Annotated in this window: 24 protein-coding genes, 1 tRNA gene and 3 pseudogenes; 14 read left to right on the forward strand and 14 right to left on the reverse strand. The window is 69.9% G+C overall.

Going from position 1 to position 26,464, the window contains the following annotated elements:
* The first annotated feature begins 58 nt into the window (after window positions 1-58).
* Complete coding sequence (locus ACFVXC_RS07265) at window positions 59-1,552, forward strand: FG-GAP repeat protein (RefSeq protein WP_389902347.1); 1,494 nt, start codon at window positions 59-61, stop codon at window positions 1,550-1,552.
* Window positions 1,553-1,744: 192 nt separating this feature from the next.
* Window positions 1,745-2,749 (forward strand): Yip1 family protein, encoded by a 1,005-nt coding sequence (locus ACFVXC_RS07270; RefSeq protein ID WP_389902350.1) that lies wholly within the window; start codon window positions 1,745-1,747, stop codon window positions 2,747-2,749.
* Between the two features lie 116 nt (window positions 2,750-2,865).
* Here ACFVXC_RS07270 and ACFVXC_RS07275 read toward each other — a convergent pair whose 3' ends face one another.
* Both ACFVXC_RS07275 and dcd read right to left on the reverse strand, forming a co-directional pair.
* Window positions 2,866-3,363 (reverse strand): phosphoribosyltransferase, encoded by a 498-nt coding sequence (locus tag ACFVXC_RS07275; RefSeq protein ID WP_389902352.1) that lies wholly within the window; start codon window positions 3,361-3,363, stop codon window positions 2,866-2,868.
* Window positions 3,364-3,371: 8 nt separating this feature from the next.
* Window positions 3,372-3,947 (reverse strand): dCTP deaminase, encoded by a 576-nt coding sequence (gene dcd, locus ACFVXC_RS07280; RefSeq protein ID WP_383276281.1) that lies wholly within the window; start codon window positions 3,945-3,947, stop codon window positions 3,372-3,374.
* Between the two features lie 540 nt (window positions 3,948-4,487).
* Here dcd and ACFVXC_RS07285 point away from each other — a divergent pair.
* Window positions 4,488-4,561 (forward strand) — tRNA-Gly (locus ACFVXC_RS07285).
* A gap of 56 nt (window positions 4,562-4,617) precedes the next feature.
* Here ACFVXC_RS07285 and ACFVXC_RS07290 read toward each other — a convergent pair.
* From ACFVXC_RS07290 to ACFVXC_RS07300, 3 genes and pseudogenes are all read right to left on the reverse strand, one after another.
* Window positions 4,618-5,778, reverse strand: a pseudogene (locus ACFVXC_RS07290) (tyrosine-type recombinase/integrase); the annotation flags it as partial.
* Between the two features lies 1 nt (window position 5,779).
* Window positions 5,780-5,914 (reverse strand): annotated as a pseudogene (locus ACFVXC_RS07295) (DNA-binding protein); the annotation flags it as partial.
* Window positions 5,915-6,208: 294 nt separating this feature from the next.
* Window positions 6,209-6,712 carry a TIR domain-containing protein gene (locus tag ACFVXC_RS07300; protein WP_389902355.1) on the reverse strand — a complete coding sequence of 168 codons (504 nt, stop codon included), beginning with the start codon at window positions 6,710-6,712 and terminating at the stop codon, window positions 6,209-6,211.
* 127 nt (window positions 6,713-6,839) lie between these two features.
* On the opposite strand from ACFVXC_RS07300, the gene ACFVXC_RS07305 reads away from it, so the two are divergent.
* Both ACFVXC_RS07305 and ACFVXC_RS07310 read left to right on the forward strand, forming a co-directional pair.
* Window positions 6,840-7,478: a hypothetical protein gene (locus ACFVXC_RS07305; protein WP_389902358.1), complete on the forward strand. Its 639-nt coding sequence runs from the start codon at window positions 6,840-6,842 to the stop codon at window positions 7,476-7,478.
* Window positions 7,479-8,095: 617 nt separating this feature from the next.
* Window positions 8,096-8,779 (forward strand): DUF4232 domain-containing protein, encoded by a 684-nt coding sequence (locus tag ACFVXC_RS07310; RefSeq protein WP_389902361.1) that lies wholly within the window; start codon window positions 8,096-8,098, stop codon window positions 8,777-8,779.
* A gap of 10 nt (window positions 8,780-8,789) precedes the next feature.
* Here ACFVXC_RS07310 and ACFVXC_RS07315 read toward each other — a convergent pair whose 3' ends face one another.
* Window positions 8,790-9,722, reverse strand: a complete 933-nt coding sequence (locus tag ACFVXC_RS07315) for an MBL fold metallo-hydrolase (RefSeq protein ID WP_389902363.1) — start codon at window positions 9,720-9,722, stop codon at window positions 8,790-8,792.
* 22 nt (window positions 9,723-9,744) lie between these two features.
* A complete protein-coding gene (locus ACFVXC_RS07320) occupies window positions 9,745-11,076 on the reverse strand; it encodes an MFS transporter (RefSeq protein WP_389902365.1) in 1,332 nt (443 codons plus the stop codon).
* A 209-nt stretch (window positions 11,077-11,285) separates the two neighbouring features.
* Between ACFVXC_RS07320 and ACFVXC_RS07325 the strand changes: the two genes are divergently transcribed.
* A complete protein-coding gene (locus ACFVXC_RS07325; RefSeq protein ID WP_389902367.1) occupies window positions 11,286-11,882 on the forward strand; it encodes a TetR/AcrR family transcriptional regulator in 597 nt (198 codons plus the stop codon).
* A gap of 465 nt (window positions 11,883-12,347) precedes the next feature.
* Window positions 12,348-13,025: a DUF4232 domain-containing protein gene (locus ACFVXC_RS07330; protein ID WP_389902369.1), complete on the forward strand. Its 678-nt coding sequence runs from the start codon at window positions 12,348-12,350 to the stop codon at window positions 13,023-13,025.
* Between the two features lie 76 nt (window positions 13,026-13,101).
* Here the strand turns inward: ACFVXC_RS07330 and ACFVXC_RS07335 are convergent, their stop codons facing one another.
* From ACFVXC_RS07335 to ACFVXC_RS07345, 3 genes are read right to left on the reverse strand one after another with little or no spacing between them, the layout of a single operon-like run.
* Window positions 13,102-13,407, reverse strand: coding sequence for an SCO4225 family membrane protein (locus ACFVXC_RS07335; RefSeq protein ID WP_389902372.1), 306 nt, complete (start codon window positions 13,405-13,407; stop codon window positions 13,102-13,104).
* A gap of 40 nt (window positions 13,408-13,447) precedes the next feature.
* Entirely contained in the window at window positions 13,448-14,125 is a 678-nt protein-coding gene (locus ACFVXC_RS07340) for a response regulator (protein WP_389902373.1), read from the reverse strand.
* The gene (locus ACFVXC_RS07345; RefSeq protein WP_389902375.1) at window positions 14,122-16,491 is read right to left on the reverse strand and encodes a histidine kinase; all 2,370 of its coding nucleotides are present in this window, start codon (window positions 16,489-16,491) and stop codon (window positions 14,122-14,124) included. The genes ACFVXC_RS07340 and ACFVXC_RS07345 overlap by 4 nt, the downstream gene beginning before the upstream one ends.
* Window positions 16,492-16,739: 248 nt before the next feature.
* Between ACFVXC_RS07345 and ACFVXC_RS07350 the strand changes: the two genes are divergently transcribed.
* A complete protein-coding gene (locus ACFVXC_RS07350; RefSeq protein WP_389902377.1) occupies window positions 16,740-17,204 on the forward strand; it encodes a DUF5707 domain-containing protein in 465 nt (154 codons plus the stop codon).
* On the opposite strand, the gene ACFVXC_RS07355 is transcribed toward ACFVXC_RS07350, so the two are convergent.
* Entirely contained in the window at window positions 17,194-17,901 is a 708-nt protein-coding gene (locus ACFVXC_RS07355) for a TetR/AcrR family transcriptional regulator (protein ID WP_389902379.1), read from the reverse strand. The genes ACFVXC_RS07350 and ACFVXC_RS07355 overlap by 11 nt on opposite strands.
* 218 nt (window positions 17,902-18,119) lie before the next feature.
* Between ACFVXC_RS07355 and ACFVXC_RS07360 the strand changes: the two genes are divergently transcribed.
* Together ACFVXC_RS07360 and ACFVXC_RS07365 are read left to right on the forward strand one after the other, a co-directional pair.
* Window positions 18,120-18,962 carry a patatin-like phospholipase family protein gene (locus ACFVXC_RS07360; protein ID WP_389902382.1) on the forward strand — a complete coding sequence of 281 codons (843 nt, stop codon included), beginning with the start codon at window positions 18,120-18,122 and terminating at the stop codon, window positions 18,960-18,962.
* Window positions 18,963-19,171: 209 nt separating this feature from the next.
* Entirely contained in the window at window positions 19,172-19,537 is a 366-nt protein-coding gene (locus ACFVXC_RS07365) for a PH domain-containing protein (RefSeq protein ID WP_389902385.1), read from the forward strand.
* Between the two features lie 104 nt (window positions 19,538-19,641).
* Here the strand turns inward: ACFVXC_RS07365 and ACFVXC_RS07370 are convergent, their stop codons facing one another.
* Window positions 19,642-20,052, reverse strand: a complete 411-nt coding sequence (locus ACFVXC_RS07370) for a nuclear transport factor 2 family protein (protein WP_389902388.1) — start codon at window positions 20,050-20,052, stop codon at window positions 19,642-19,644.
* A 193-nt stretch (window positions 20,053-20,245) separates the two neighbouring features.
* Here ACFVXC_RS07370 and ACFVXC_RS07375 point away from each other — a divergent pair, with 193 nt between their 5' ends.
* The 3 genes and pseudogenes from ACFVXC_RS07375 to ACFVXC_RS07385 all read left to right on the forward strand — a co-directional run bounded on the left by ACFVXC_RS07375 (window position 20,246) and on the right by ACFVXC_RS07385 (window position 23,255).
* Complete coding sequence (locus ACFVXC_RS07375; RefSeq protein ID WP_389902390.1) at window positions 20,246-21,169, forward strand: SGNH/GDSL hydrolase family protein; 924 nt, start codon at window positions 20,246-20,248, stop codon at window positions 21,167-21,169.
* A 230-nt stretch (window positions 21,170-21,399) separates the two neighbouring features.
* A pseudogene (locus ACFVXC_RS07380) lies at window positions 21,400-21,732 on the forward strand (hypothetical protein); the annotation flags it as partial.
* Between the two features lie 266 nt (window positions 21,733-21,998).
* A complete protein-coding gene (locus tag ACFVXC_RS07385; protein WP_389902393.1) occupies window positions 21,999-23,255 on the forward strand; it encodes an ion channel protein in 1,257 nt (418 codons plus the stop codon).
* 14 nt (window positions 23,256-23,269) lie between these two features.
* Here ACFVXC_RS07385 and ACFVXC_RS07390 read toward each other — a convergent pair whose 3' ends face one another.
* Window positions 23,270-23,899 carry a MarC family protein gene (locus ACFVXC_RS07390; RefSeq protein WP_389902395.1) on the reverse strand — a complete coding sequence of 210 codons (630 nt, stop codon included), beginning with the start codon at window positions 23,897-23,899 and terminating at the stop codon, window positions 23,270-23,272.
* A 62-nt stretch (window positions 23,900-23,961) separates the two neighbouring features.
* The gene (locus ACFVXC_RS07395; protein WP_389902398.1) at window positions 23,962-24,873 is read right to left on the reverse strand and encodes a LysR family transcriptional regulator; all 912 of its coding nucleotides are present in this window, start codon (window positions 24,871-24,873) and stop codon (window positions 23,962-23,964) included.
* Between the two features lie 166 nt (window positions 24,874-25,039).
* Between ACFVXC_RS07395 and ACFVXC_RS07400 the strand changes: the two genes are divergently transcribed.
* Complete coding sequence (locus tag ACFVXC_RS07400) at window positions 25,040-26,320, forward strand: SGNH/GDSL hydrolase family protein (RefSeq protein ID WP_389902400.1); 1,281 nt, start codon at window positions 25,040-25,042, stop codon at window positions 26,318-26,320.
* Window positions 26,321-26,464: the final 144 nt, after the last annotated feature.

Raw genomic sequence — 26,464 nt, forward strand, 5'->3', positions numbered from 1 at the left:
GGATACCTCCGTAGGCCAACGCACCTGACAACCCGCACCCCGACGAGTTGGAGTTCCCGTGCACACACGCACACTCGCCCTCGCGGCAGCCACCGCCCTGGCCGCGACCGGCCTCACCCTCCCCATCGCGGCCACCGCGAGCGCCGCACCCGCCGCCGCACCCGCCACGCCGCTCGCCGCCGACTTCAACGGCGACGGCTACGACGACCTGTTCGTCGGCGTGCCCAGTGCCACCGTCGGCGGCAAAGCCAAGGCCGGGGCCGTGAGCGTCGTGTTCGGCGGGGAGGACGGGCCGGGGCCGCACAGCGTGCGGCGCATCACGCAGGCCACCGTCGAGGTGCCCGGCACCCCGGAGGCCGGTGACCGGTTCGGGGGCGCGGTCGTGGCCGCGCATGTGGACGACGACAAGTACGCGGACCTCGTGATCGGCGCGCCCGGCGAGGATTTGTCCGATAGCGGATCCGCCGCGGACGACGACAAGACCGACGCGGGTTCCGTCACCGTCCTGTACGGCACCGGCGACGGCTTCGCCCTGGCCAACACCGCCGCACGCGGCGCCAAGTCGCAGGACGCGTACGGAAATGCCCTGGTCGCCGCCGACTTCACCGGCGACACCGACGTCGATCTCGCGATCGGCGGCAAGGACCAGATCGTCGGCAACTTCAACCCGCTCGCCGCCGACACCAAGCCCCTCATGTCCGACCGCATGGGCGGTCGCGCCCCCGTCATGACGACCGGCGACTTCGACAACGACGGGCTCGACGACCTCGCCCTCGGCTACTACACGAAGAACCAGCCCTACACCCAGTCCCACATCCGCCTCTACGGCTGGAACAAGGACGAGGGCTCCATGGGCAACTTCTGGAACAACTCCAACGGCGCCGCGAACGCCCTCGCCGCCGGTGACTTCAACGGCGACGGCTTCGACGACCTCGCTCTCGGCGACTGCCGCGAGATCGCCGACGAGAACATCGACGACCCGTGCGGACCGGAGGAGCTCACCAAGGGCGGCGCCATCCACATCCGCTTCGGCGACGCCAACGGCAGCTTCGGCTGGGAGCAGCAGACGTTCAACCAGGACACCGCGGGCATGCCCGGCGTCGCCGAGACGGGTGACGGCTTCGGCGACGCGCTCGCCGTGGCGGACATCGACGCCGACGGCCACGACGACCTGATCGCGGGCGCACCCGGCGAGGCCATCGGCGGCGCGGCCAAGGCGGGCAGCGTCACCGTCCTGAAGGGCGGCGAGATGGGCCTGCTCGACCCGGCGGGCGCGGCGAACGCGGGCACGGTCGCGTACCAGCAGAACTCGCCCGGCATCCTGGGCGTCGCCGAAGCGGGCGACCTCTTCGGCGCGGCGCTGGCCTTCGGCGACCACAACGGCGACGGCGCCCGGGACCTGTCCGTCGCGGCGCCCGGTGAGAACTCCGCCGCGGGCGGCGTCTGGGACCTGCCCGGCGCGAAGGCCGGCGGCTCGGTCGTCACCCCGAACTCCATTGGCCTGCCCGTCTCTTTGGACCCGCCGGCGTACGGAGCGGTGCTCGGTCACTAGCGATCCCGCCGGACGCGTCGGACGCGTCGTACGCGTCGGACGCGTCGGACGCGTCGTACGCGTCGCGCACCTCGACGACCCTGGGGAAAACCCCTCAGGGTCCCCCTAAGGGTTGTCACAGGTCGGCGGCAAAGCCGGCTCTCCTCCCGGGGAGGGACGACCCGGACCCTCCAGACCAGGTACGTTCGATTCGTGGCTGGATTCAGGATCGGACGCGGCCGGGACAACCGCACCCCGCAAGCACGCCCCCAACAACGACCGCGGCAGGAGCCGTACGGACAGCAGGCTCAGGCCCCCCAGGGCCAGCAGCCTCCGTACGGCTACCCTCAGCCGCCCTCCCAGCAGTACGGCGGTCAGCCGCCGTACGGCCAGGGTCAGGGCGGTCGCCAGGGCGGGTACGGCGGGCAGCAGTGGCCGCACGCGGGCGGCAACCACGGCAATCACGGTGAGCCGGAGTACTTCGGCGGCCCTGGTGGCCCTGGCGGCCCGGGACACGGGGGCCAGGGCGGCCAGGGGGGACAAGGCGGCGGCCAGGGCGGCTTCGATCCGTACGCCGCCAACAACCCCGGTCACACCCAGGCCTTCTCCGTGGGTGAGGACCTGTACAACCAGGGCGACACCTACCGCGCGGGCCAGACCGCCCCGCCGCCCGTGGGCCCGCGCCTGCACTGGAAGGACCTGCTGCGCGGCATCGTGATGAGCCCGGGGCCGACCTTCCTGCAGATGCGCGACTACGCGATGTGGGCCCCAGCCGTCATCGTGACGCTGCTCTACGGCCTGCTCGCGATCTTCGGATTCGACGGCGCCCGCGAGGACGCCATCAACGCCACCATCTCGGCGGCCGTTCCGTACGTCCTGACGACAGCGGTCGCGATCACGATCAGCGCCTTCATCCTCGGCGTGGTCACCCACTCCCTGGCCCGCCAGCTCGGCGGCGCCGGTGCCTGGCAGCCGACGGTCGGCCTCTCCATGCTGATCATGTCGATCACGGACGCGCCCCGCGTGGTCGTCGCGATGTTCTTCGGCGGCGGCCAGACCTTCGTCCAGCTGCTCGGCTGGGTGACCTGGGTCGCGGCGGGCGCGCTGCTCACGGCGATGGTGAGCAAGTCGCACGACCTGCCGTGGCCGAAGGCACTGGGCGCGGCGTCGATCCAGCTGCTCGCGCTGCTCGCGATCATCAAGCTGGGTACGTTCTAGCGACGTAGCGAGTGCGAGCAGGACGGGCCCCGGCGGAGTGATCCGCCGGGGCCCGTCCTCTGTCCGCTCAGGCGTCAGACGTCAGGCGTCAGGCGTCAGGCGTCAGGCGTCAGGCGTCAGGCGTCCAGAACCTGCCCTTCGCGCCGTACCACAGGCGCCTCGACACTCCACGGGAAGTTGATCCAGTCGTCGGTGCGCTTCCAGACGTACTCGCACTTCACGAGCGACTGCGACTTCTCGTATATCACCGCGCTGCGCACCTCGGCCACGTGGTCGAGGCAGAAGTCGTGCACGAGCTTCAGCGTCTTGCCGGTGTCGGCGACGTCATCGGCGATGAGCACCTTCTTGTCGGTGAAGTCGATCGCGTTCGGCACGGGCGCCAGCATGACCGGCATCTCCAGGGTCGTCCCGACCCCCGTGTAGAACTCCACGTTCACCAGGTGGATGTTCTTGCAGTCGAGCGCGTACGCGAGCCCGCCCGCGACGAAGACGCCACCGCGGGCGATGGAGATGATGACGTCGGGCCGGTACCCGTCGTCGGCGATGGTCTGCGCGAGCTCGCGCACCGCGCCGCCGAACTTCTCGTACGTAAGGTTCTCGCGCACGTCACTCATGCTGAATGTCACACCTGGGTTCGATGGAAATTGAGGAAGGAACGGGAGGCGGTCGGCCCGCGCTGCCCTTGGTAACGCGATCCGTACCGCTCGGAGCCGTAAGGCGCCTCGGCGGGCGAGGTCAGCCGGAACAGGCACAGTTGCCCGATCTTCATTCCGGGCCACAGCTTGATGGGAAGCGTCGCGAGATTCGACAGTTCGAGCGTCACGTGCCCGGAGAAACCGGGGTCGATGAAGCCGGCGGTGGAGTGCGTGACGAGCCCGAGCCGCCCCAGGCTGGACTTCCCCTCCAGCCTGCTGGCGAGGTCGTCGGGGAGGCTGATGATCTCGTACGTCGAGGCGAGCACGAACTCACCGGGGTGCAGGATGAACGGCTCGTCGCCCTCGGGCTCGACGAGCCGCGTCAGGTCGGCCTGCTCCACGGAGGGGTCGATGTGTGGGTAGCGGTGATTCTCGAACACCCGGAAGTAGCGGTCGAGCCGCACATCGATGCTTGAGGGCTGCACCATGGATTCGTCGTACGGATCGATCCGTACTCGTCCGGTGTCGATCTCGGCCCGGATGTCCTTGTCTGAGAGAAGCACGCACCGAGGATACGCAGAGCGCGCGGGCCCGCCCCAATCGGACGCCCCGCGCGCTGCCTGCCGTTCGCTGCTTCTCTGCTTTCCGGTTCGCTGCTTTCCCGCTGCCCCGCTACCGCTTCTGCGACGCGACCGGCACGGCATGCCGCAATCGGGCGCAGCGTGGACAGCGGATGAGACGGCCGGGTCCGAGCCGGTCGGCCTTCTGCATCGGGAACGAAGCAGTGCTGAACACGTGCCCTTCGGCACATCGGACGACGGTGCGCTCCATCAAGTCCTCGAGTCCCTTCCCCAAAGCCGTAGTTGAGCTCGTAGCTCGCCGCACTCCACTCGCGAGCGAGCCGACGACGAGAGGCCACATTACGGGACGAATAGGGCGCCCCTCCAGGCGGCACTCCGGCCCTTCACGGTACGCCCCAACTCCCGCACCCCGCTGAGGCATCCACGCCCCGGACAGCACGAAGACCCCGGGGCAAAAGCATCCGGGGCCTGGGATGAGGTAGAGTGTGCGACGTTACGGCACCGCCACAGACGGTGTTTTTCGCGGGTGTAGTTTAGTGGTAGAACATCAGCTTCCCAAGCTGAGAGTGCGAGTTCGATTCTCGTCACCCGCTCCACACTTGAGGCCCAGGTCAGCGACCTGGGCCTTTTTGCTGTGCGGTTTCCCTGAGTCGTCGCGTGCCAGATCCGTGCCAGATGCTTGATCATCCGGCTTCCGTGCCACGGACCGGCGGGCCCGCTGAACGCTGCGGTCGAGCATGCCGGCGACCTCCTGTTGCCGTGCCTCCTCGGAGTGCTGGTAGATCATCGCGGCCTTCTGGGAGGACTGGCCGGCGCGGACCATCGTGTCCTTGAGCGTCGCGCCGGATCGGGTCGACAGGGTGTGTCCGGTGTGCCGGAGATCGTAGAACCGGAAGCCGTCCGGCAGGCCGACGACCGCCCGAGCCTTGCGCCAGTACTTGCCGAAGGTGCTGCGGCGGAACGGTGCACCCCGATCGCCGACGAAGACGAGCCCATCGGGTCCCTCCTCGGCGTACGACTCCATGTGCCAGCGCACCTCACGTTCCAGGAACGCGGGCAGGTAGATCGTGCGGGTACCGGCGTCCGACTTGGTGTCGCCAGGAGCACGCCGCCCATTCGTCCGCTCCGGTTCGGCGACCCGCACCGTGATCTTGAGGGCCTCCAGGTCGACATCCCGGCGCCGGAGCCCGGCAAGCTCCTCCGGACGGGTCGGACCGTACGCACCGAGGTAGACCATCAGGCGCCACCCCATGCCGATCGCTCCGGCAAGGGCATCCACCTGCGCGACGGTCGCCGTGGGCCGTTCCTGGGCTTCAGCGCCCGCACCCTTAATCCGGCACGGGTTGCGGCGGACCAGGTCGTCGTCGACTGCCGTCTCCATGATGGCCTTGAGGAGGCGGTACGCCTTTGCCGTCGCGGTCTTGGCGCCGGTCCGCAGTCGCTCGGTACGCCAGGTCCGAACGCGGGGTGCAGTGAGTTCGTCCAGGTCGTCACCACCGAAGGTCGGAAGGGTATGACCGTCCAGGAGGTAGCGGTACAGGTCACGCGTCAGGACGCCGATCTCACGCTCCTCAACCCACATGTTCGCGTACGCACGGAAGCTCACTGCGCCGATCTCCGGCCCCCGCCAGTCACCCCTGCGAATCTCCGTCTGCTTCTCGGCAAGCCAGTCGTCGGCGTCGGCCGTCGTCTCGAAGGTGTACGGCGCCGGGTACATCACGCCATCAGGCCCGGGGTATCGCGCCTGGTAGCGCCCTGAGGACAGTTTCCGGATCGATCCGAAGCGGCGGCGCCTGCCTTTGCCATTGGCCATCAGCCCTCCCATAGCGAGCGCGAGAGCGCTTACGGGGTTCGACTGTGTGAGACCTGATGAAGTCGCGGACGGCAGTCTCGGGGATACGGACGTGCTGGCCGACCTTGACGTAGGTGCTCCGGCGTTCTTCGATCAAGCCCGGCTGCGCTCCGCTCCGCCGGGCGGGCTTCCCGGCTCCGCTGCCCTTCGCGCTCCTGCCTTCGGCCCGCGCTACGGGCGCTGCGCCGACGCCCGCACACGTGTGGCTAGGCCAGGACCATGAGTCGAGCACCCCACACACACCGGCCACCGGCCACGGTCAAAGACGATGCCTCCGGCGGGGGCGCTCCGGCACCGGGGGCCGGGGGTGCGGGTCCGCGGGTGGATGGGAGCTGGGATTGGGTGGTGGGCTGAGCAAGGTTCCATCTCAGCCGGCCGGTCGAGCGACGACTCAAACCAGCTTCAATTCAGGGCAAATCCTGGCGAGCTGTTCAAAAATGAACCTGACGTCTTGATGAATGTTGCGATAGTCAAACCTCAAATACTGGAGCCGCGCCACGCGGGCCACCGCTTCAGGAAGGATTGCCTCATCTAGACGCTCGGCCCCCGAGAGGAGCACAGGAACAACAATCTTCCCGTTCTTGAACGCTTCCTCGATCTCTCTAGAAACCCAATCTACTTTCGGGCTTGAATCATGCACCTTAGAACCAAAACCAGCCGCCCAACCCTCATCCACGATCACGAGGAGCACGTCACAGCCAGCGACACACTCAAGAATCGACTCCGAATAGTCTGAGCCGGGAGCTATAGACCTGGCTGCGCGAAAAACTTCATGCTCCCCGAAGCGACTGGAGAGCAGCTCGTCAAGCAAGGCGGCAGCGTAGGCGCCTCCCCTTTTGCGGTAGTTTATGAAGATTCGCGCCACTTTACCTCTCTTCGCGCCCGAAAGATGCACTCGCTCTTCTCTGAAGATCTCCCCCGTATCACGCGTGCCCCCTAGGCTAATCGACTGAAGTGTCGAACGCCCTCAACGGAGTTGAACGCTTAAGGCAACACCCGCCGAACAGCGAAGGGGGAAACCTATGGCTGAAGCATCTCGCGCCAATCGCCAGCAAACCGGAAAGAGCACCACAAAAACCTCGATACCGCCACAAAGCTTAGATGAACTCATGTCCAGTTCAGACCTGCTGGACATGACGAAGTGGCACATCGATAGATATGACAGACTACGCAGCTCCACCTCCGTTCGAGCTTCAGTCTTGCTGAGCGCAAATGCAATCTTGGCAAGTGGATCGCTAATTCTGGTAAATTACCACCTTCAAACGACTAAGAACTCGCGCTCATTCTGGATAGAAGCCATTTTCTGCGCGCTGGCCGTATTGACGCTGTCACTCATCCTTCGAAGTCTCTGGAGCTCCATCAACGCCATCGCGGCGCGGAAAACAACTCGCGTCCTGCACTCCACCGAGATCCCTTCCAGATTCCTTTTTAACTGGGGAGATACCCTCAAGTCAGTGGATGGCCATAGCGACTTCTCCAGGAAGGTCAGAGATCTCACCCTAGATTCAATGCTCGGCCATGCCACGGCAGAGCTTTGGACTGATATCTTGCAGCACTCGCAGCGGCACCGACATCTCAGATCGGCCATCAATACATTCCGGTACTGCGTTATGGCCCTGCTCGGCTTGGCGGCTTTCACGTTCGCTGTAACACTTAGATGACCACCCTCACCCACAGCTTCGGCAAGAGTCAGCCGTACCTTAGCCCCCAGCTGTGAGGTCGCCGGCACGATAAAGCCCGGGGCCCAGTGTGCGACAAGAGTCGGCTGCCGCGCCGCTCACACCCGTGCCAGGTCGGCCGGGGAACCGCGGGGAACGGCAGGCACTAAGTCGGGTGCGTGGAGAGGCCCTTAGAGCGTTCCCCCGCAGGTCAGCAACTCAACTCCTCCTAGATCACCCGAGCTTCCCAAGCTGAGAGTGCGAGTTCGATTCTCGTCACCCGCTCCAGCAGCTTCAGCGCAAGAAACAGAGCCCCCAGGTCGTAGACCCGGGGGTTTCTCGTTGCCCAAGGGCGGACCCGTCGCCGGGCTTGTCCGCGAGGAGGTCGGCGAGACCGCCGCCGAGCGCGTGCGTACCGGTCGGTCACGGGTCCGCCAGGTCCGCACCGGAGGCGATTCTCTGTCCGGCGGTGATTCTCTGTAACGGGCGGGCATTTCCGTGTAACAGGCAGGTATTAGGGGACGGCCGGACGGAACGTTCGCCCCGGGCGGGTGTGTCCTGGTGATCAGTAACGCTCGCTCGTGCCGGACGCAGACGGCACCGACCGTAGGGAAGAAACGATGCGCGCCAAGACCCTCACCCTCGCCGCCGTGGCCCTCGCCGCGAGCCTCTCGCTCACCGCCTGCCAGGGCGACGAGGACTCGGCCGCGAGCGGGAGCGGCTCCGGGAGTGGCTCCGGGAACGGCTCCGGGGCCTCTTCGTCCTCGTCCTCGGCCTCGGCCTCCTCCTCGTCTTCGTCCTCCTCCTCGCCCGGGTCCTCCGACGGCAACGACAAGGCCACCGGCGGCGAATCGGCCGCCACGGAGTCCTCCGGCCAGGGCAGCGGTGGCGGGCAGGTCACCACCGGCAACTGCAAGACGGCCAACCTCACCTTCAGCTCCTCGCACGGGATGGGCGAGGGCGACCTCTTGGTCAGCATCAAGAACACCGGTGGCGACGCCTGCACGCTCAAGGGCTTCCCCGGAGTCGACCTCAAGGCAGACTCCGGCCCCGGCGGCATCAGCGCCGAGCGCAGCGAGCTCGCCGCCCCGGCCGTCGCGCTCAAGGGCGGCGAGACGACCCGCTTCACCCTGCACACCCCGCGCAACGACACTGGCGGATCGGGACTCGACATCACCACCATCGTCGTCACCCCGCCCAACGAGACCCACTCCAAGACCCTGCCGGTCTCCCTCAACGTCCCCGTCTCCGACAAGGCCGTCGCCACCGTCACGGTCGACCCCGTCGGCACCGGCAAGCAGTAACCGAGGAGGCCTACTTGTCCTCCCAGGGGCGCCAGTGCCCGCCGCCGTCGACGGTGCCGAGTTGCTGGTCGGCGAAGTGCACTCCGAAGCCGAACACGCCGTCCTGCGCCAGGAACTCCACGAGTCGACGGCGTGAGTGCTCGGCCCGGGCCCGGTCGTGATCGAGGACGACCTCCCAGTCGGGGTGCTCGATCTGGACGGGCGAGTGCATGGCGTCGCCGAAGGCCACGATCCGGCGGCCGTCACCGGTGTCGAGGATCCAGGCCGTGTGCCCGGGGGTGTGTCCGGGCAGCGCCCAGGCACGAACTCCCTCGGCGATCTCCGTTCCGTCGGCGACGGCCGTGGTCCGTTCGCTCTGTCCGGCGAGCCGGGGACCTGAGGCCGGGTCCAGGCCTTCAAGCTCCCCTGCTCCGACGATCCATCGCGCGACGGGGAACAGGCTGCGCGGGTCGTCGACGGCGTCGGGACGGGCCCAGCCGGTGTGGTCGTCGTGCAGGTGGGTGAAGGCGACCGTCTCCAGCGTGGCCGGGTCGACGCCCAGGCGTCGCAGGTGATCGGGAAGGTTCTGTACGTGGTCGAAGCCGTGCTGGAAGTGCTCCAGGTCCTCGCCCGAGATGCGGCCGTGGCCCGCGTCGAGGAGCAGTCGCCTGCCACCGCGCTCGACGCGCTCGACGCGCTCGACGCGCTCGACGAGCAGCGCACCGCAGCTCATGGCCAGGTGGCCCGCGTCCGTCATGTGAGGGCCGTGTTCCGTCCAGTCCTCGTCGGCTGAGGCGGGGTAGACCCGGGTGGGAATCATGTGGACGCCTGCGTCGGGAACGTAGGTGAGGGTCAGGTCGCCCAGAGTCCGCGTCCACAGGCGCGGCAGTCGGCATCCCGAATCGTCGACTTCGGCGGGGTCGTGCGGCGGGTGGGCGGCGGTGGCCTGCTTGCTGGTGGTCATGGTGGGTGCCCTTCCTCGGGGCTCAGGCATGAGCGGTCTTCTTGGCGTCTGAGTGGGTGTGCTCCGTGCCTGCGGGAGAGGTGCGGAGCGCGCGGGCGGTTTCGTTCGACGACGGGGCGGCGAGTGGTTCAGCGGGGCTCGGGCGGAGAAGCTCCAGGGCCCAGATCGCGAGACCGATCAGCGCGATCACCGCGCCGAGCACGGAGACTCCCGCCCAGCCCACGAGCGGATACAGCGCGGCCGTCAGGGCGGACGAGACGGTGCTGCCGGCGAACGCGGAGACCATGAGCGCCGTGGTGACCCGGCTGCGGGCGTGCGGGACACGGCGGTACAGGACGCTCTGGTGGCTGATCAGCAGTGCCTGCTGGGCCAGGTTCAGCGCCACGATGCCGACCATCAGCGCGCTCAGACCGAGCGGGCCGCCCTGCCCCGCGAAGACGAGCACGCCCCAGCTGCCCGTGAGGACGATCAGTCCGCCGGTGGTCACCTGGCGGGCACGGCCGCGGTCCGCCATCCGTCCTGCCACCGTCGCGGCGGCGGCCCCGACGACCCCGACCAGACCGAACAGGCCGATGACGGCAGGACCGTACCCATAGGTGGGGCCCGCGAGGAGGAACGACGAGGCGGTCCACAGGACCGTGAAGCCGCCCATGCCGACCGCGGCGAGACCCATGCGCCTGCGCAGCAGCGACTCGGTGCGCACCAGTGTCACCACCGAGTGCAGCAGCCGGGGATAGGGAGTCTTCGCGGTCGGCGGTACGGGACGCAGAACCAGGCGCAGCGTGATCGCGAGAGCCACCATGACGAACGCCGCGAAGACGAACACCAGCCGCCAGTTGCCGAATTCGGCCAACGCCCCGGCGACGGTCCGCGCGAGCATGATGCCGATGAGCAGGCCGCTCATGACCGTGCCGACCACCGCGCCGCGTTCATGGTCGGCGGAGAGCGAGGCGGCCATCGGCACCACGATCTGTGCCACGGCGGAGGTCGCCCCGACCAGCGCGACCGAGGCGTACAGCGCGCCCAGCGAGGGGGCGGCGGCCACGCCGAGGAGAGCTACGGCGCTCAGGGCGAGCAGGCCGCTCACGAGACGGCGCCGTTCAAGTACGTCGCCCAGCGGCACAAGGAGCGCCAGCGAGAGCGCGTAGCCGATCTGCGAGGCGGTGACGACCAGGCCCCCGGCCCCCTCGGAGACCCCGAGCGCCTTGGAGAGAACGGGCAGCAAGGGCTGCGCGTAGTAGATGTTCGCGACCGCCGCGCCGCACGTCACCGCCAGCAGCAGCACCATCGCGCGGCTCAGTGGGGGGCGGACGCCGGCGTCGGCGCCCGCTTCCTTGGATTCTGGATCGTTCATGCCGGAATACTCGTCCCGGCTCGGTGCGCCGGTCAAGGTATTCCGGATCGAATGATCCGTAAGTGATCAGGGTCACGTACGGCCGTCGACGCCTCGACGCCTCCACACCTTGAGCTCCTGGCGCTTTGTGGAGCGGTTGGTCCAATATGGGAGGCGCCGGGGAAGCACTCCCCGCCCGAAACGCCCGTTGCGCGACGCAGGAGGTTCATGTGCCGTCCGCCGGCCGTCCCCGCGCCTTCGACATGCAGGCCGTACTGGAGGCCGCGATGCTGCTGTTCTGGGAGCAGGGGTACGAAGCGACCTCGCTGGCGCAGCTGCGAGCGGCCACCGGACTCTCGTCCGCCAGCCTCTACGGCGCCTTCGGCTCGAAGGAAGGGCTGTTCAAGCAGGTCGTCGAGCACTACATGGAGGGGCCGGGCAGCGCCGTCGCCGTCATCGAGGACGAGACGCTCAGCCCGTGGGAGGCCGTGGCCGGGCTGCTGCACGGCTCGATCGACATGCAGGCCGACTCGTCCCACCCCACCGGCTGCCTCATCGCCCTGTCCGGCACGATGCGGGCACCGGGAGAGGAGCACGCCGGGGTGCGCGCGGCCGTCGCGGACCGGCGAGAAGCGGACCGGGTGCGGATCAGGGCCTGCGTGGAGCGGGGTGTCGCCGCGGGTGAACTCGACGCCGACGTCGACGGCGTGACCACCGTGGTCCACAGCTTCCTTCTCGGCCTCTCCACACAGTTGCGCGACGGGGTGCCCGCGGCGACTCTGCACACGGCGGTCGACGTCCTGCTCCGCAACATACGCCGCGCGTAGGCGCGCATAGGCGCTCGTAGATACGTATAGCGCTCGGTGAGTCCGCCGTGTGGTGAATCTGTGGCGAGACTGCGGCGAGTACGCGATGGCAAATGAGTTCAAGGGCCAGCCTGTTACGGATCTGTCCCGGCGGTCAACAGCCGCGGGGGACACGGAGGACCGCGGCGAAAGCTGCTGGAACCGGCGCCCCCGCGAGCTGCGGCGCGCACGGAAACAGCGCCCCCATGAGACTGAATCCCCGTTTCAGGGCGGCAGATCGGCGGTTCGGCGGCAGGGTCGTCGTCGGGCTCAAGCCGTACGCGCTCGGCGGTGGCGCCACCGTCCGGCCCCCGCTCCCACAATCGCGTGTAACAGGCATGTATTAGGGGCGGGCAAGCGGAACGTTTCCACTCGCGAGCGTGTCTTGATGATCAGCAACGCTCACTCGTGCCGGACGCAGACGGCACCGACCGTAGGGAAGAAACGATGCGCGCCAAGACCCTCACCCTCGCCGCCGTGGCCCTCGCCGCGAGCCTCTCGCTCACCGCCTGCCAGGGGGACAAGGACTCCGACGCGAGCGGCGCCGGTTCCGGCTCCGGGTCCGGGTCGTCCTCTTCCTCTTCCTCGGGCGGGTCCTCGGGCGGGTCCTCGGACGGGTCCTCGGACGCGGCCTCCGGCAGCAGCACGTCCGACGAGAACGCCAAGAACACCGGCGGCGACTCGGCCACCACGGCGTCCGGCCAGGGCAGCGGTGGCGGGCAGGTCACCACCGGCAACTGCAAGACCGCCAACCTCAGCTTCAGCGCCTCGCACGGCATGGCCGAGGGCGACCTCATAGTCAGCCTCAAGAACAAGAGCGACACCTGCTCGCTCAAGGGCTTCCCCGGCGTCGACCTCAGGTCCGAGGACGCCTCCGGGCCCCTCAGCGCCGAGCGCAGCAAGCTCGCCGCCCCGGCCGTCGTCCTCAACACCGGTGAGACGACCCGCTTCACCCTCCACACCCCGACGAACGACGGCACCGGCGAGGACCCCGTGTACGTCAGCGCCATCGACGTCACCCCGCCCAACGAGACCCACTCCAAGGCCCTGTCGACCGACCTCAACCTCCCGGTCGGCGCCGACGGCAAGGTCTTCGTGGACCCGGTCGGCACCGGTAAGCAGTAAGCGGCAAGCAGTAAGCGGTAGCAGTAAGCACGCATGCCACTCACAGGCTCAGCTCAGCTCACCCTCACCTTCCCCCTTACCTTCCCCCTCTCCCTCCCCCTCGCCCCCGGCTCAGTGCACGCGCGCACCAGTTGATGATCGCCGCGTTGACCAGCGCCCCGACGGCGACCGCGACGATCACCATCACGGTGCCGTCCGGGAGCGCCAGGAGCACGAAGCTGGCAGGAGCCGTGGCGAGCAGGGGGATGACGCCCGCCATGGACTCGTCCGAGCTGTCGACCGCGCTCACCACCAGGGCCCACACCAGCAGGACGGCGCAGGCCGCGAGGTAGGCGAGAGCGATGATGGTGCCGGCCTTGGGGCGGCGGTTGGTGCCGGGCATGGTGATGAGCAGCCTCCGTGGCGATCGTTGCGGTCCGTTGTCAGAGATGGGGGCCCGGCGGGTTGGGGCGGGCCAGGCCCAGGTCGTACGCGAGGATCGTGGCCTGTACCCGGTCGCGCAGGCCGAGTTTCCGCAGGAGTGCGTTCACGTGGGACTTCACCGTGCCGACCGTGATGCCGAGTTCCTCGGCGATCTCCGCGTTGTTGAGGCCGGACGCGAGCAGGGCAAGGACGTTGCGTTGGCTGCCGGTCAGGGTGTTCAGTTCGTGCGGTCCCGCCCCCGCTCCGGTGACAGGGCCTGACGCGTAGTGGCCGATCAGTCTGCGGGTCGCGGACGGGGCGAGAACGCTCTCGCCCGCCGCCACCACCCGGATGCCGTGCAGCAGTTCGGACGCGTGCACGTCCTTGAGCAGGAAGCCAGAGGCCCCCGCGCGCAGCGCGTCGAAGACGTACGCGTCGAGGTCGAACGTCGTCAGGACCAGAACCCGAGGCGCGCTCTCCCGGCCCGTGATGATCCGGGTCGCGGCGATGCCGTCCAGTTCGGGCATCCGTACGTCCATGACCACCACGTCGGGCGCGAGGTCCGAGGCGAGCCGCACCGCGTCGACGCCGTCGGCCGCCTCGCCGACCACCGTCATGTCGTCCTCGGCGTCGATCACGGCGGCGAACCCCGCCCGCACGATGCCTTGATCGTCGACGACCAGCACTCTCAGGCTCATCGTTCCCTTTCCTCGTCGGTCCGCGGCCCGAGCGGCAGCCCGAGGCTGATCGCGCCCGCCGGGGTCGTGGTCAGGGTGCCGTCGAGTGCCTCGACCCGGGTCGCGAGCCGTTCTCGTACGACGGGTACCGCGGAACCGGGCACTCCGGTGGCCGTCAGCGTCAACGTATCCCCGTCCGCGTCCAGTACGAGCACCGCGGGCCCGTCGCCGCCGGTCGCGAGCAGCGTCTCGGCGGCGTTGTAGGCGGCCAGGTCCACGGCCGCGGGGAGGCGGTCCGGCACGCGGTCGGTCAGCCGTACCTCCACATCACGGCCGGTCGCCCTGACCTGCTGGGCAAGGAGGTCCAGGGCCTGGAGGGTGGGCTGTGGCCGCAGCTCGCCTTCTCTCTGGTGAGCTCCGCCCCCGACCGCTTCCCCCGCTTCCCCCTCTTCCCCCTCTTCCCCCTCCCGGACCGTGTCCAGCAACGCGCGCATCGCCGCCAAGGCGTCGCGGGCCCGTTCGGCCGTCCCGTCGAGCCTGCCCGCCTCCGCCTCCGTGACCATGTCCGCGGTGCGCGCCAGGACCGTGGTCTCCAGGCCCGCGGCGATCCGGCGGCGCTCGGCCCACGCGTCCCGGACGGCCTCCTCGGTCCAGGTGGCGAGGCGTTCCTCCTGGGTGTCCCTGGCGGCCGAGTCGCGTCGGCGCGCCAGCGTCCCGCCCCCGCGGGCCGCTCCGACCGCCATGGTCGCGCCGGCCGTCGCGCACGCGGCGAGCGCCCATGTGGGTGCCGTAGTACCCCGGTCGAGGACTGCGGCGGTGGCCGCCCCCGCATGGACCACCACGGCGGCGAGCGTGAGGACCCGGGCGAGCGCGCGGCTCTCGGCAGGGGGCGTACGACGTGCCGCGTCCGCGGCGAGCGCCGCGCAGGTGGCGAGCATGCTCAGGGCGGGCGGCAGGACCGCGGGACCGGTGTAGTCGCCCGCCGCCATCGCCACCGGCCACAGCGGGGCGAGCGCGAGCAGGCCGATCTGAGCGGCGCGGGGCGCCCGGCGCAGCCACAGCAGCGCGACCGCCTGTGCGGCGGCGAGGAGCGCGAAGAGCACGCCCGCGGACACGCGCTGGGCGTTCGACGCCGTATCCGCCCTGATCACCAGTGCCGGGAGCAGCGGTTGCAGGACGAGGCCGGCTGCCGCCGTCAGTTGTGCGAGGCGGTAGTTCCATGTCGCGGGCGGCTCCACCGGGGCAGCCGTACGGCCGGGCAGGACCGCCCGTACCTCCCAACCGCCTTCCTCCGTCGGGCCGCTGTGCAGGGTGCCGCCCGCCTCCCGCGCCCGGGACCGCAGGAACCCCTGGCCGCGTCCGCCGCCCAGGCCCGCCGCACCGTGAGCGCGGGCCCGGTCCGCCGAGTCGGCCTGCGGTGCGGAGCTTGTCACCACGACGTCCGTGCGGGTGTCGCCGTACCGGCACAGCACCTTCGTGTACGCACCGGGAGCGTGCCGCGCCACGTTGGTCAGCGCCTCGCGCACGATGCCGTACGCCGCGTCGGCGACCGCGCCGTCCGGCAGCGGGTCGATCTCGATGTCCACCCGCTGGTCGAGGCGGCGGAAGCCCGCGACCAGGCCGCGCAGCCGCTCCTGCGGCGACGGCAGTTCCTCGCGGGAGGGCGCGGGGGCCCGCACCGCGCTCAGCGCCCGGGTGACCTCGCGGCCGGTCTCGACCGCGAACCGCGCTGCCTCCGCGGCCAGTTCGGGTCGGCGGTCGCGCAGCCCGACGGCGGCCCCCACTGTGACCACCACGGCCGTCAGGTGATGGGCGCTGACGTCGTGCAACTCCCGCTCCATACGGCGCCGTTCGACCACGGGGAGGCGATGCCGTTCGGCCTCGGCCCGCTTCAGCCGCGCTTCGGCCGCCTGCCGTGCGCGGCTCCTTTGCCGTACGAGGAGGCCGGCGCCGCACGCGGCGGCGTAGAGGAGAGCGGTCAGGACGAGGTCGAGTCCGTTCTGCTCACTGAGGCCGTGCAGCGTGATGCCCTGAAGCAGCTGCCAGACCGCGAGCGCCACCACGCACATCACGGCGGTGAAGGTGTCGCGTTCGGTGGCCACGGTGAACAGGGCGAGGGCGACCCCCGCGGTCCCGAGCAGCGCCGTCGCCCCGGCGGGCAGCGGCCCGGCGCCCAGCGCACAGGCGGCGGCGACCACGACGAGGGTGAGCACCGGGCGCGTACGGCGAAGGGCGAGCGCGGCCGTCACCACTGCGGCGACCAGGGCCGCCACGAGAAGCGCGGCCCCGGGAGGAACGGCCCCGCGCACCAGCGGCACACCGGGCCACACCACGGCCTGGGCGCAGATCAGCAGGACCGGGAGCAGCCGGTCGTCGGTTCGATTCATGACAGATCAAGGCTATGACCGAAGGTGAGCGGATCGGCTCCGGCTTGAGGCCTATCTCGCCCGGTGCCCCTCCTACCTGGGTTATAGGTGCGGGCGACGCGCCCCGGCCGGCGTACGGCCAGGGCGCCTCCTCTACCTCTGGTTCGAGACGGCAATCGTCCGTCAGCCCGAGGTCGGCGCCCCGCGTCGCGCCATAGCCTCGATCACGTCGAGAGACGCCTCCCACTACTGATTCAAGGGGTACTCCCATGTCCAAGCGCATTGTTGTCCCGTCGCTCGTCGGTGCTGTCGTCGTCGGCGCGATCGCCGCCGGTGGAATCGCCATGGCGGCGGACCCGGCCCCGACGGAGCCGACCCTGGAGAACAGCTCGGCCCGTTACGTCGCCCGGTCGTCGTCCGACGGCGGCGGCGCGGGCTCGCTCACCTTCACCACGGACGTACGCGACGACTCGGGCGTCCGGGGCCTCAAGGTCCTCGCGTGGCCCGCGAGTTCGAAGCTGGACCCGACCGAGGCGGAGCTCCGGAGCGTGGAGAGCGCCACGTGCCGCGGCACCTCGGACGGGACGTCCCGCTGCACCTACACGCTGAAGGTCACGGAGAAGGAGGCGGCGGGGCTGGACCAGGGCACCTGGTACGTCTCGGCGCGGGCGACGGCCAAGGACGGGGGCACGGCGTTCGTGCCGCGCGCCGCCACCTTCGACGTCAGGCGCTGACGTTTCCGGTCGTCCGGTGCGGCCCCAATTCCATGAGCACGTCGCCGAGTTGGGCGGGTGTGAGGGCCGGGGCGGGGAGTGTCGGCGTGGCCGGGGACGCGCGCAGACCGTCGAGGAACAGGGCCAGGGGCCGGTGCCAGGCGTCGGGCGCGGTCGCGGCGGTCGCGGCGGTCGCGGCGGTGAGTGCCGGGATGGCCCGGCCCAAGGCCGCGAGTGCGAACAGCACGTCCTCGGTGGTGGCGTCGGCGCGGACCGTGCCCTGCTCGCGGGCCCTGTTCAGCAAGATGTCCATCGTCTCGCGGTTGTGGGCGTGGACGGCCTGGAGCGCTTCGATGCCCTCCAGGTGGGTGGTCATGAGGTCGTTGGTGCCGCGGTCGCCGGCCAGGGTGACGAAGACGGCCCTCACGTAGTCGTTCAGCGCGGCCCAGGCGTCCGGGGCGGTCCTGGCCCGCTCACCGGCGGCCATCGTGCCGGTCAGCAGGTCGTGGAAGACGGCGTCGATGAGGGCGGCGCGGGTGGGGAAGTTCCGGTAGAGCGTCGCGTTCCCCACGCCTGCCCGGCGGGCGATCACGTCCAGCGGCGCTTCGAGCCCCTGCTCCGCGAACACCTCGCGGGCCGCCTCCACCAGAAGATCCCAGTTGCGCCGCGCGTCGCGGCGCCGCGGAGGCGTCGCGCGGTGTGAGTCGCCGGTCGTCATCACTCTCCCTGCCATCCATCCAGCCAGCCATCCAGCTATCCATCCAGCCAGCCAGCCAGCCAGCCAGCTATCCAGCTGCCATCAGTCCACCTGCCGAGCACCCCAAGTGGGGAGCGCTCCCCGGTAGTGATGCTATCGTCGCATCCGTAAGTGGGGAGTGCTCCCCACTTACGGATGGGGAAATGGACACGGGAAACGGAAAGCAGGAAGGGCGTGGCATGAGCGGGACAGCACTCGGAACAGCGCTGGTGCTCGGTGGCGGCGGGCCGGTCGGTGGAGCGTGGATGACCGGGGTACTGGCCGGTCTCACGGACGCCGGAATCGACCTCGGCCGGGCCGACGTCACCATCGGCACATCGGCAGGCTCGATATACGGCTCCCGGATCGCGGGCGGCGAACCACCGCGCGAGCTGTACGAGCAGCAGCTCGCGGGAACGGACCGCATCGAGCTGAACGTGAGCGCGTCTCAGACACTCCGTTTCCTCTGGGCGGCCCTCGGCTCCCGGGACCCCGAGCGCTCCGTGCGGCGCCTGGGCCGTGCCGCCGTCGCCGCCCGCACCGTCCCCGAGTCCGAGGTGTTCGACGCCTTGCGAGGCCTGCTCCACAGGCAGCGGGACTGGCCCGGGCGGGCCATGCGGATCGCCTCGGTCGACGCCCTGACCGGCGGTGTGGAGACGTTCGACGCGGACTCGGACGTCACCCTCCTCGAAGCCGTCGCCGCCAGTTGCGCGGTGCCCATGGTCTGGCCGCCGATCACGCTCGCCGGTCGCCGGTGGATCGACGGCGGCTCTCGCTCCACCACCAACATCCACCTGGCCCGCGGCTACGGGCGGGTGCTGGCCGTCTCCCCGATCCCGTCCGCCGTCGGACCCCACCCCAGCGCACAGCAGCAGGCGGCCGAACTCGCCGCGGAGGGAGCCGAGGTCACCCTCCTGACCCCGGAGCCAGCCGCCCGCCGCACCATGGGCCGCGACATGACCGCCGATGCCCGCCGCCCGGACGCGGCCCGCGCGGGACACCGCCAGGCCACAGCGCTCGCGGCGACGATGGCCGCGCTCTGACGCGGAAGCGGACTCCCCCGCGCGGAGGCTCACCGCCCTGCGGCCCAACCAGCCCCTCTACGCCAGATCTCACACCCTCACGCCCGCGGGCCGCGCGTTACAGTCGGAAGCTCTTGTCAGTCAGCTCGGTCAGTCAGCTTGATCGAGTTCGGTAGAGGTCGGTCGAGTTCCAGTCGAACTGGACCGGCCTCCACAAATGGGGGTCTCTCATGGCACTGTTCGGCAACGCGCACACGATCAATCCGGCGACCGCACAGCAGGACTACGCGCGCCTGTTGGGTCACGGCGAACAGGTGCAGGCCGCGTTTCTGCTGATCCGCGACACCATGATCTTCACCGACCGCCGTCTCATCCTCATCGACAAGCAGGGGATAACCGGCAAGAAGGTCGAGTACCACTCCATTCCGTACCGCAGCATCTCCCACTTCTCGGTGGAGACCGCCGGGCACTTCGACCTCGACGCCGAGCTCAAGATCTGGATCTCCAGCGCCCAGGAGCCGATCCAGAAGACCTTCACCAAGGGCGTCGACATCTACGAGGTGCAGGCGATCCTGACGCAGTACGTGGCGCGCTGACCAGCAGCGGCGAAGCCGCTCAACTCCGACCGCCCGACCGGGCCGCCCGGCTCTGACTGCCTGACCGGGCCGCCCGATCAGGCCGCCCGGCCCGGACCGCCCGATCAGGCAGTCGGCACGCGGTCCAGGAATCCGTACACCCTGCGGATACGCCCGTCGTCGGCGAGCGCGATGACGTCGAAACCGGCGACGGGCGCGGAGCCGTCGGCGACCGACACCAGTTCCCACCCGAAGCGCGCGATGCCGTGGTGACCGTCGACCGCGCCGATCTGCTTGAACTGGAACCCCGGGAACTGCTCGTGGGCCCCCGCGATCACGGCGGCGAGGGACTCGTACCCGGCGACGTCGGACAGCGGGTCCGTGTAAGTGCCGTCCTCGGCCCAGGCGGCGGCCACGGCCTTGGCGAGGTCCTCGGCGCCCTCGGTGTTCCAGGCCTCGAAGTAGCGGGCGACAGCGGTCTCGTACGCGGAAGAGTCGTGTGCGGTCATGGCGGGTGCCTCCTGCGATGCGGTCATCGGGGTTGTTCCTTCTGCGACGTGAGCTTGCCGGACAGCCAGGTGCAGGGCGATTACGTCCGAGGTAACGCGAGGTAGTGCGAGGCCGGAAGCGCTCCCCGGTGTCTTCTCACGCGCGTGCGTCTGTGCTTGCCTTGGGGCCGCTCGTGGGCCTCTTGGGGCCTCTTTCGGTCGCCCGGACGGGAGTTGGCGTATGCGCAGGTCGTGGGTCGGTGGAGTGCTGGCCGCCGCGCTGCTCCTCGGTGCGTGCGGTGACCCCGGCCCATCCGAGGCGACCCCGGCCCCCACCCCAAAGACCCCCACACCCGACACCACCCCACCCCCACCCCGCCCACCAACGGTCCGCCCCCGCGTTGCGGAAAAGTCTCGGACAAAAGCCCCAAAGGTCCTCTACCTGGGGGACTCTCTCGCAATGGAGAACCAGACCGCCCTCGGCGACCTGCTCCGCGCCGAACTCGGCGCCCGCTACACCAGCGCCCCCTACTCCGGCACCACCCTCTGCGACTACCTCGACGGCACCGGCGACGACTCCCTCGTACCGGACGAGGACAAGGCCGCCGCGCTGGTGCGTGCGCAGCGGCCGGATGTCGTGGTGCTCCAGTTCTGGGGCAACGCCTGGGGCTATACGCCGTGCATGGACGGCATCACGTACGACAAGGCGCGGGCGAAGTACTTCGACCGGTACGCCGCCGACGCGAAGGCGCTGACCTCGCAGATCAACGACGCCGCCGGCGGGGCGGGCCGTACGCGTGTCGTGTGGGTGCTGCAGGGGCCCGACCCGATCACGCCCGATCGCGTCCGGCGCGTCAACGGCATCTACGAGACCCAGGCCCGGACGTCGGGCGGGATCGTCGCCGACGCGGGCCGCGCGGTCGCCCCTGCGTCGGGCCGGCACACCTGGGTCGAGAAGCTGCCGTGCACCACGTACGAACGGAACCATCCCGCGTACTGCACCGAGCCGGGCCGTGGCCGCACCGCCCTGCATCGCGGCGACGACTACCTGCACTTCTGCCTGGCGCCCACCACCGCCAAGTCCCGCCCCTGCCCGACCCGTTCGCCCGGCATCCGGCGGATGGCGGCGGAGATCACCCGGGCTGTCGCCGACGCGCGCCAGTGATTCCGGGCGCCGCGGGCGACGTCATCCCCATTCGGCCCAATTCCGCTCGCGCACCCCGGGCACCTGTCACACGCTGTGAATTCCTGTCGGCAGAGAAACACAGCGAAGAACAGAAGAAGAGAAGAAGAGAAGGGGTGCCCATGAGCAGCAGCGGTGACAGCGGCAGCAGCAGTAGCGGCGGCACGAGCGACGCATCGGGGGGCGAGAGTCTCTGGGCATCCGGCGGCACGATGTTCGCGGGTGTCCTGATGCTGGTCAACGGCATCCTCGGCATCCTCGAAGGCATCGCGGGCATCGCGAAGGACGATGTCTACGCGCGCATCGGGGACTACGTCTACAAGCTCAACCTCACCGCGTGGGGCTGGCTGCACCTGATCCTCGGCATCCTCGTCGCGATCACCGGCTACGGCATTCTCAAGGGCGCGGCCTGGGGCCGGGCGAGCGGTATCGCGCTCGCGTCGCTGGCCGTGGTCCTGCAGTTCCTGTGGCTGCCGTACCAGCCGGTCTGGGCGTTGATCTCGATCGCCATCGGCATCTTCGTCATCTGGGCGCTCTGCACGGACCACCCTGACCGTCACCGTGACCGTGGTGTTCCGCCGGGCGACACGGCGGCGGCGGGCGGCTGGGGACCCCGGCCCACCTCCAGCGGCCCCGGTCCGTTCGCCGAGGGATCCGGTGGCGCGGGTGGCTCCGGTGGCTCGGAGCCTTCCGGCGGCTCCGGCGGCTCCGGTGCAGGTGCCGGTGGCTACAACCCCGGTGGTACCGGTCCCACGCCTCCTCCCGCCGCCCCCTGACCGGACGCGAGGCAGAGGTGGCCCCGGAGGGGCCCATGACACCGCAGGCCCGCGCCCTGCTCCCGCTCGTCGTGCCCGCCCTGCTCATCGGTGTCGGGTCAAGCCTGATCCTGCTGCTGCTCAGCCTGGTCGCCGAGCGGTTGCAGGATCTGCTGTGGGACACGTTGCCGGACGCGGTCGGGGTGTCCGGGACGTCGACGGGGTGGATCTTCGGCGTGCTCACCGCGGCGGGGCTCGTCGTCGGTCTGATCGTGTGGAAGGTCCCCGGGCGCGCCGGGCCCGATCCCGCGACGCTCGGCCTTGTCGATCCGCCGCTGCCCGTCCGGGTGCTCCCCGGCATCGCGCTCGCCGTCATCGTGGGCCTCGCGGGCGGCGTCAGTCTCGGCCCGGAGAACCCGATCACGGCGATCAACATCGCCCTCGCCTTCGCGCTCGGCGCGAAGGCCATGCCCCGCACTCCCGCCGCCGACTGGATCGCCCTCGCCGCCGCGGGGACCATCGGCGCCCTCTTCGGTACGCCGGTCGCGGCGGCGCTCGTGCTCTCCGAGACCGTCACGGCTCCGGGCCCCGACCCGCGCCCCCTGTGGGACCGGCTGTTCGCGCCGCTCGTCGCGGCGGGTGCGGGGGCACTGACCACCGTCCTCATCGCGCACCCGACGTTCCAGATCGACGTCGAGGCCTACGGCGGGCCGCGCTGGGTCGACATACTCTCCGCGACGGTCATCAGCACGGGGGCGGCCGCGATCGGGCTGTGCGCCGTGTACGCCTTCCCCCATCTCCACCGCGCCTTCCACCGGCTCGGGCACCCCGTACTGATGCTGACCGTGGGCGGTCTCGTGCTCGGGGCCCTTGGCGCGCTCGGCGGCCGGCTGACCCTCTTCAAGGGCCTGGACGAGATGAAGGAGCTGACCGCGCACGCCTCGGACCACGACGCGGGCAACCTGCTCCTGCTCGCCCTGGTCAAACTGCTCGCGCTCTGCGTGGCCGCGACCTGCGGATTCCGGGGCGGGCGGATCTTCCCGGCGGTCTTCGTGGGCGTGGCCCTCGGCATGTTCGCGCATGCCCTCGTCGACGCGGTCCCGCCCGCCCTGGCCATCACCTGCGCCATCCTCGGCGTCCTGCTCGCCACGACCCGGCAGGGCTGGCTGAGCCTGTTCACGGCGGCCGTGGTGGTGATGGACCTCGAACTGCTGCCCGTCCTGTGCGTCGCGGCCCTGCCCGCCTGGCTGTTGGTGACGGGACGCCCGGACATGCTGATCGAGGAGAACCGGGCGAGTACTACGGCAGGTTAGAGGACGCCGGCAGGTCAGGGGCGGTCAAGGCCCGGCACCCCCAGCGCCCCGAGCCCGTCGAGGACCAGGTCCACGCCGACCGCCGCGAGGAGCAGGCCGAGCAGCCTGCCGAAGAGCTCGATCGTCGCGTGATGTGTGCCGCGCAGGACGCGCGCGAGGAGGACCACGCAGACCAGATCCAGGGCGACCACGGTCACGTACGCGCCGACGACGGTGGAACGCCAGGTCCAGGTGTCGCGGGCCGCCGCCTCGATCAGTACGGCGGTCATGGCGAGCGGGCTCACGATGTACGGCATCAGCAGTTCGCGTACGCCGCTGACGAGATCGGGGGCGTCCTGGTTCGCGTGGTCCGAGCCGAGGTGGACGCCGAGTACGAGTCCGACGGCGTAGATGAAGAAGATGACACCGCCCGCGAGTTGCAGAGCGGGGGTGGAGATGTGGAAGAGCTCAAGGAGCCATGGCGCGGTGAAGCCCGCGATCAGACCCACCAGGACGGCCGCCCCCGACGAGACGAGGGCGATCGTGCGCAGCTCGCGGACCGGGTGGTTCTGCGCGAGGCCGCCGAAGGCGAGCAGCACCTTGGGCGGGCCGACGACGGAGAAGAAGGTGATGAAGGCAGCGGAATAGGTCAGGGCAGCGGTCACGCACGGCATCCTCGCGCGTGCGGGCCCGGGGGGGCGTCAGGGCGTCAAGAACACGCCGGGCGTCAGAAACGCGCCGGGCCGCCGTTCGCCGCGACGGCGTCACGCACCGCCCGGACGAACTCCTCAAGGCGCGGGGTGCCCGCGGCGGCCGTACGCGAGATGAGCGCGACATCGGCCGACGGAACGTCGTCAAGGGGTACGAAGACGATGTCCGGCCGTGAGTAGTACTTCTCCACGGACGCGATGACCGGCGACACCCCCTGCCCCGTGGCCACCAGCGTCATCAGCTCCTGGAATCCGGCGACGGACCGGCCGCGGCGGATCGGCAGGCCGCCGGGTGTGCGGGGCGGGACGTGGAAGTCCCACCAGTAGGCGGGCGCGCCGTTGACGACGCCGAAGAAGGTCTCGCCCGCGCACTCTTCGAGGGACACGCTGCCGCGACCGGCGAAACGGTGGCCGAGGGGCACGGCGAGCATGCGGGGTTCGTTGATGACGACGGGCCCGACGGTGAGGTCCGGCTCCTCGACGGGCAGGCAGGTGAACAGCGCGTCGGCCTCGCCGCTCCGGAGCGTGCCGAGCGGATCCCCGAACTGGGTCTCCCGCATCCGGACGTCGCAGCGCGGGCAGCGCGCACGGAACGTCTCAAGGATCGCGGAGGTCAGCGAGCCAGCGCCCGACCCGAGGAAGGCGACGGTCAGCTCCCCGTCGACACCGCGCGCCGTGTCCTTGGCGCGGGCGACCGCGGCCTCCATCCTCAGGTGCAGCGGCGCCAGATCGTCGTACAGCTGACGGCCCAGCGGGGATATCTCCACCTTGCGGCTCGTGCGCTCGAAGAGCGGGGCGCCGATCTTGCGCTCCAGCTTCTTCACGGTCTGGCTGACGCGCGCCTGGGAGAGGAGGAGGCGTTCGGCGGTGCGGCCGAAGTGGAGTTCTTCGGCGAGTGTCAGAAAGGTCTCAAGCTCTTGCCGTTCCATTCTCCCCCGTCACCCGCCCATCCCTGACCTGCATCTATAAGCCTGAGCGTGCCGATCGTTTCATGGATCGTCGTTGATCGGGGGGTGGTGGGGGCGGATCTTGGAGGAGTCCGGTCCACGGACGTCGTCGCTTCGCTCCGCTTCCTTCAACTCCCCGGAGATCCACATGCTTTCGCGCACTCGCACTCGCACTTCCGCTGTCGCCGCCGCTGCCGCGCTCGCCCTGACGGCCGGTCTCGCCGTCACGGGAGCCCACGCATCGGGCTCGAAATCGTCGCCGGGACCCACCTGGACCGCCGCCTGGGCGGCTTCGCCGCAGCGGCCGAGTACCGGGTTCAAGCCGAACTGGTCGGAGGACGGATTCTCGGGCCAGACCCTGCGCCAGGTCGTACGCGTCACGCGGGGCGGCGACAGAGCCCGCATACGGCTCTCCCACGCGTACGGCACATCGCCGCTGCACATCGCGGGCGCGACCGTCGCTCGTACGAAGAAGGGGGCCGCCGTCGAGGAGGGCTCGGTGCGGCGGCTCACATTCGGGGGAAGGCGGTCGGTCTCGATCCCGGCGCACGGTCAACTCTCCAGCGATGAGGCGAGGTTGAACCTCAAGCCCTTCGAGTCGGTCACCGTCACCCTGCATCTCGCCCGCACGACGGGACCCGCCACGTTCCACGCGCAGTCCTTCTCGACGAGTTACCGGGCGGACGGCGATCACGTCGAGGACTCCGGGGCGGGGGCGTTCGACGAGTCGACGGAGTCCTGGTACTTCCTGTCGGGCGTGGACGTCACGAGCAGCGGTGACCGCGCCCGCCGGAAAGACGGCGTCGTCCTCTTCGGCGACTCCACCACCGACGGTTTCGCCTCCTCCACCGACCTCAACCGCCGCTGGTCCGACGCCCTCGCCGAACGCCTCGCCAAGGCGGGCACGCCCCGTCCGGTGCTCAACGCCGGTATCGGCGGGAACCTCGTCCTCAACGACTCGGCCTGGTACGGCGAGAGGGGTACGGCCCGGTTCGGCCGGGACGCGCTGGACCTGCCGGGGGTGGGGACGGTCGTCGTCCTCGAAGGCCTGAACGACATCGGCTTCAGCGAGAGCGATACGCCCACGTACAAGCCCGCGCCGAAGGTGAGCGCGGCTGAACTCATCGCGGGTCACCGGACGTTGATCCGGGCCGCACATGCAAAGGGGGTCAAGGCGGTGGGGGCTACGTTGCTGCCGCTGGGGGGCTCTGATCACTATGGGGAGCGGGCGGCCAAGGTGAGCGATGAGTTCAACGAGTGGGTGCGCGACTCCGGGGAGTACGACGGGTACGTGGACTTCGACCGGGCTCTGGCGGACCCGGCTGACGGGGAGCGGATCGCGCCGGAGTTCGACAGCGGGGATCACCTGCACCCGAACGATGCGGGGTATCGGGCGATGGCCCGCGCAGTGGACCTCGAAACGCTCTGATCCCCAACTCCGCCCCGGACCCCGGTCCTCGAACGCCGGACGGCTGAAATCCTTCAGCCGTCCGGCGTTCGAGGCCGTCTTGGCGGGGGTTCAAGGGCGGAGCCCCATGGTTTCGGGAAGGGGCGGGATCGGGGGGAGCCCCGC

This window comes from Streptomyces sp. NPDC058257, from assembly GCF_042881845.1.
Classification (GTDB): Bacteria; Actinomycetota; Actinomycetes; order Streptomycetales; family Streptomycetaceae; genus Streptomyces.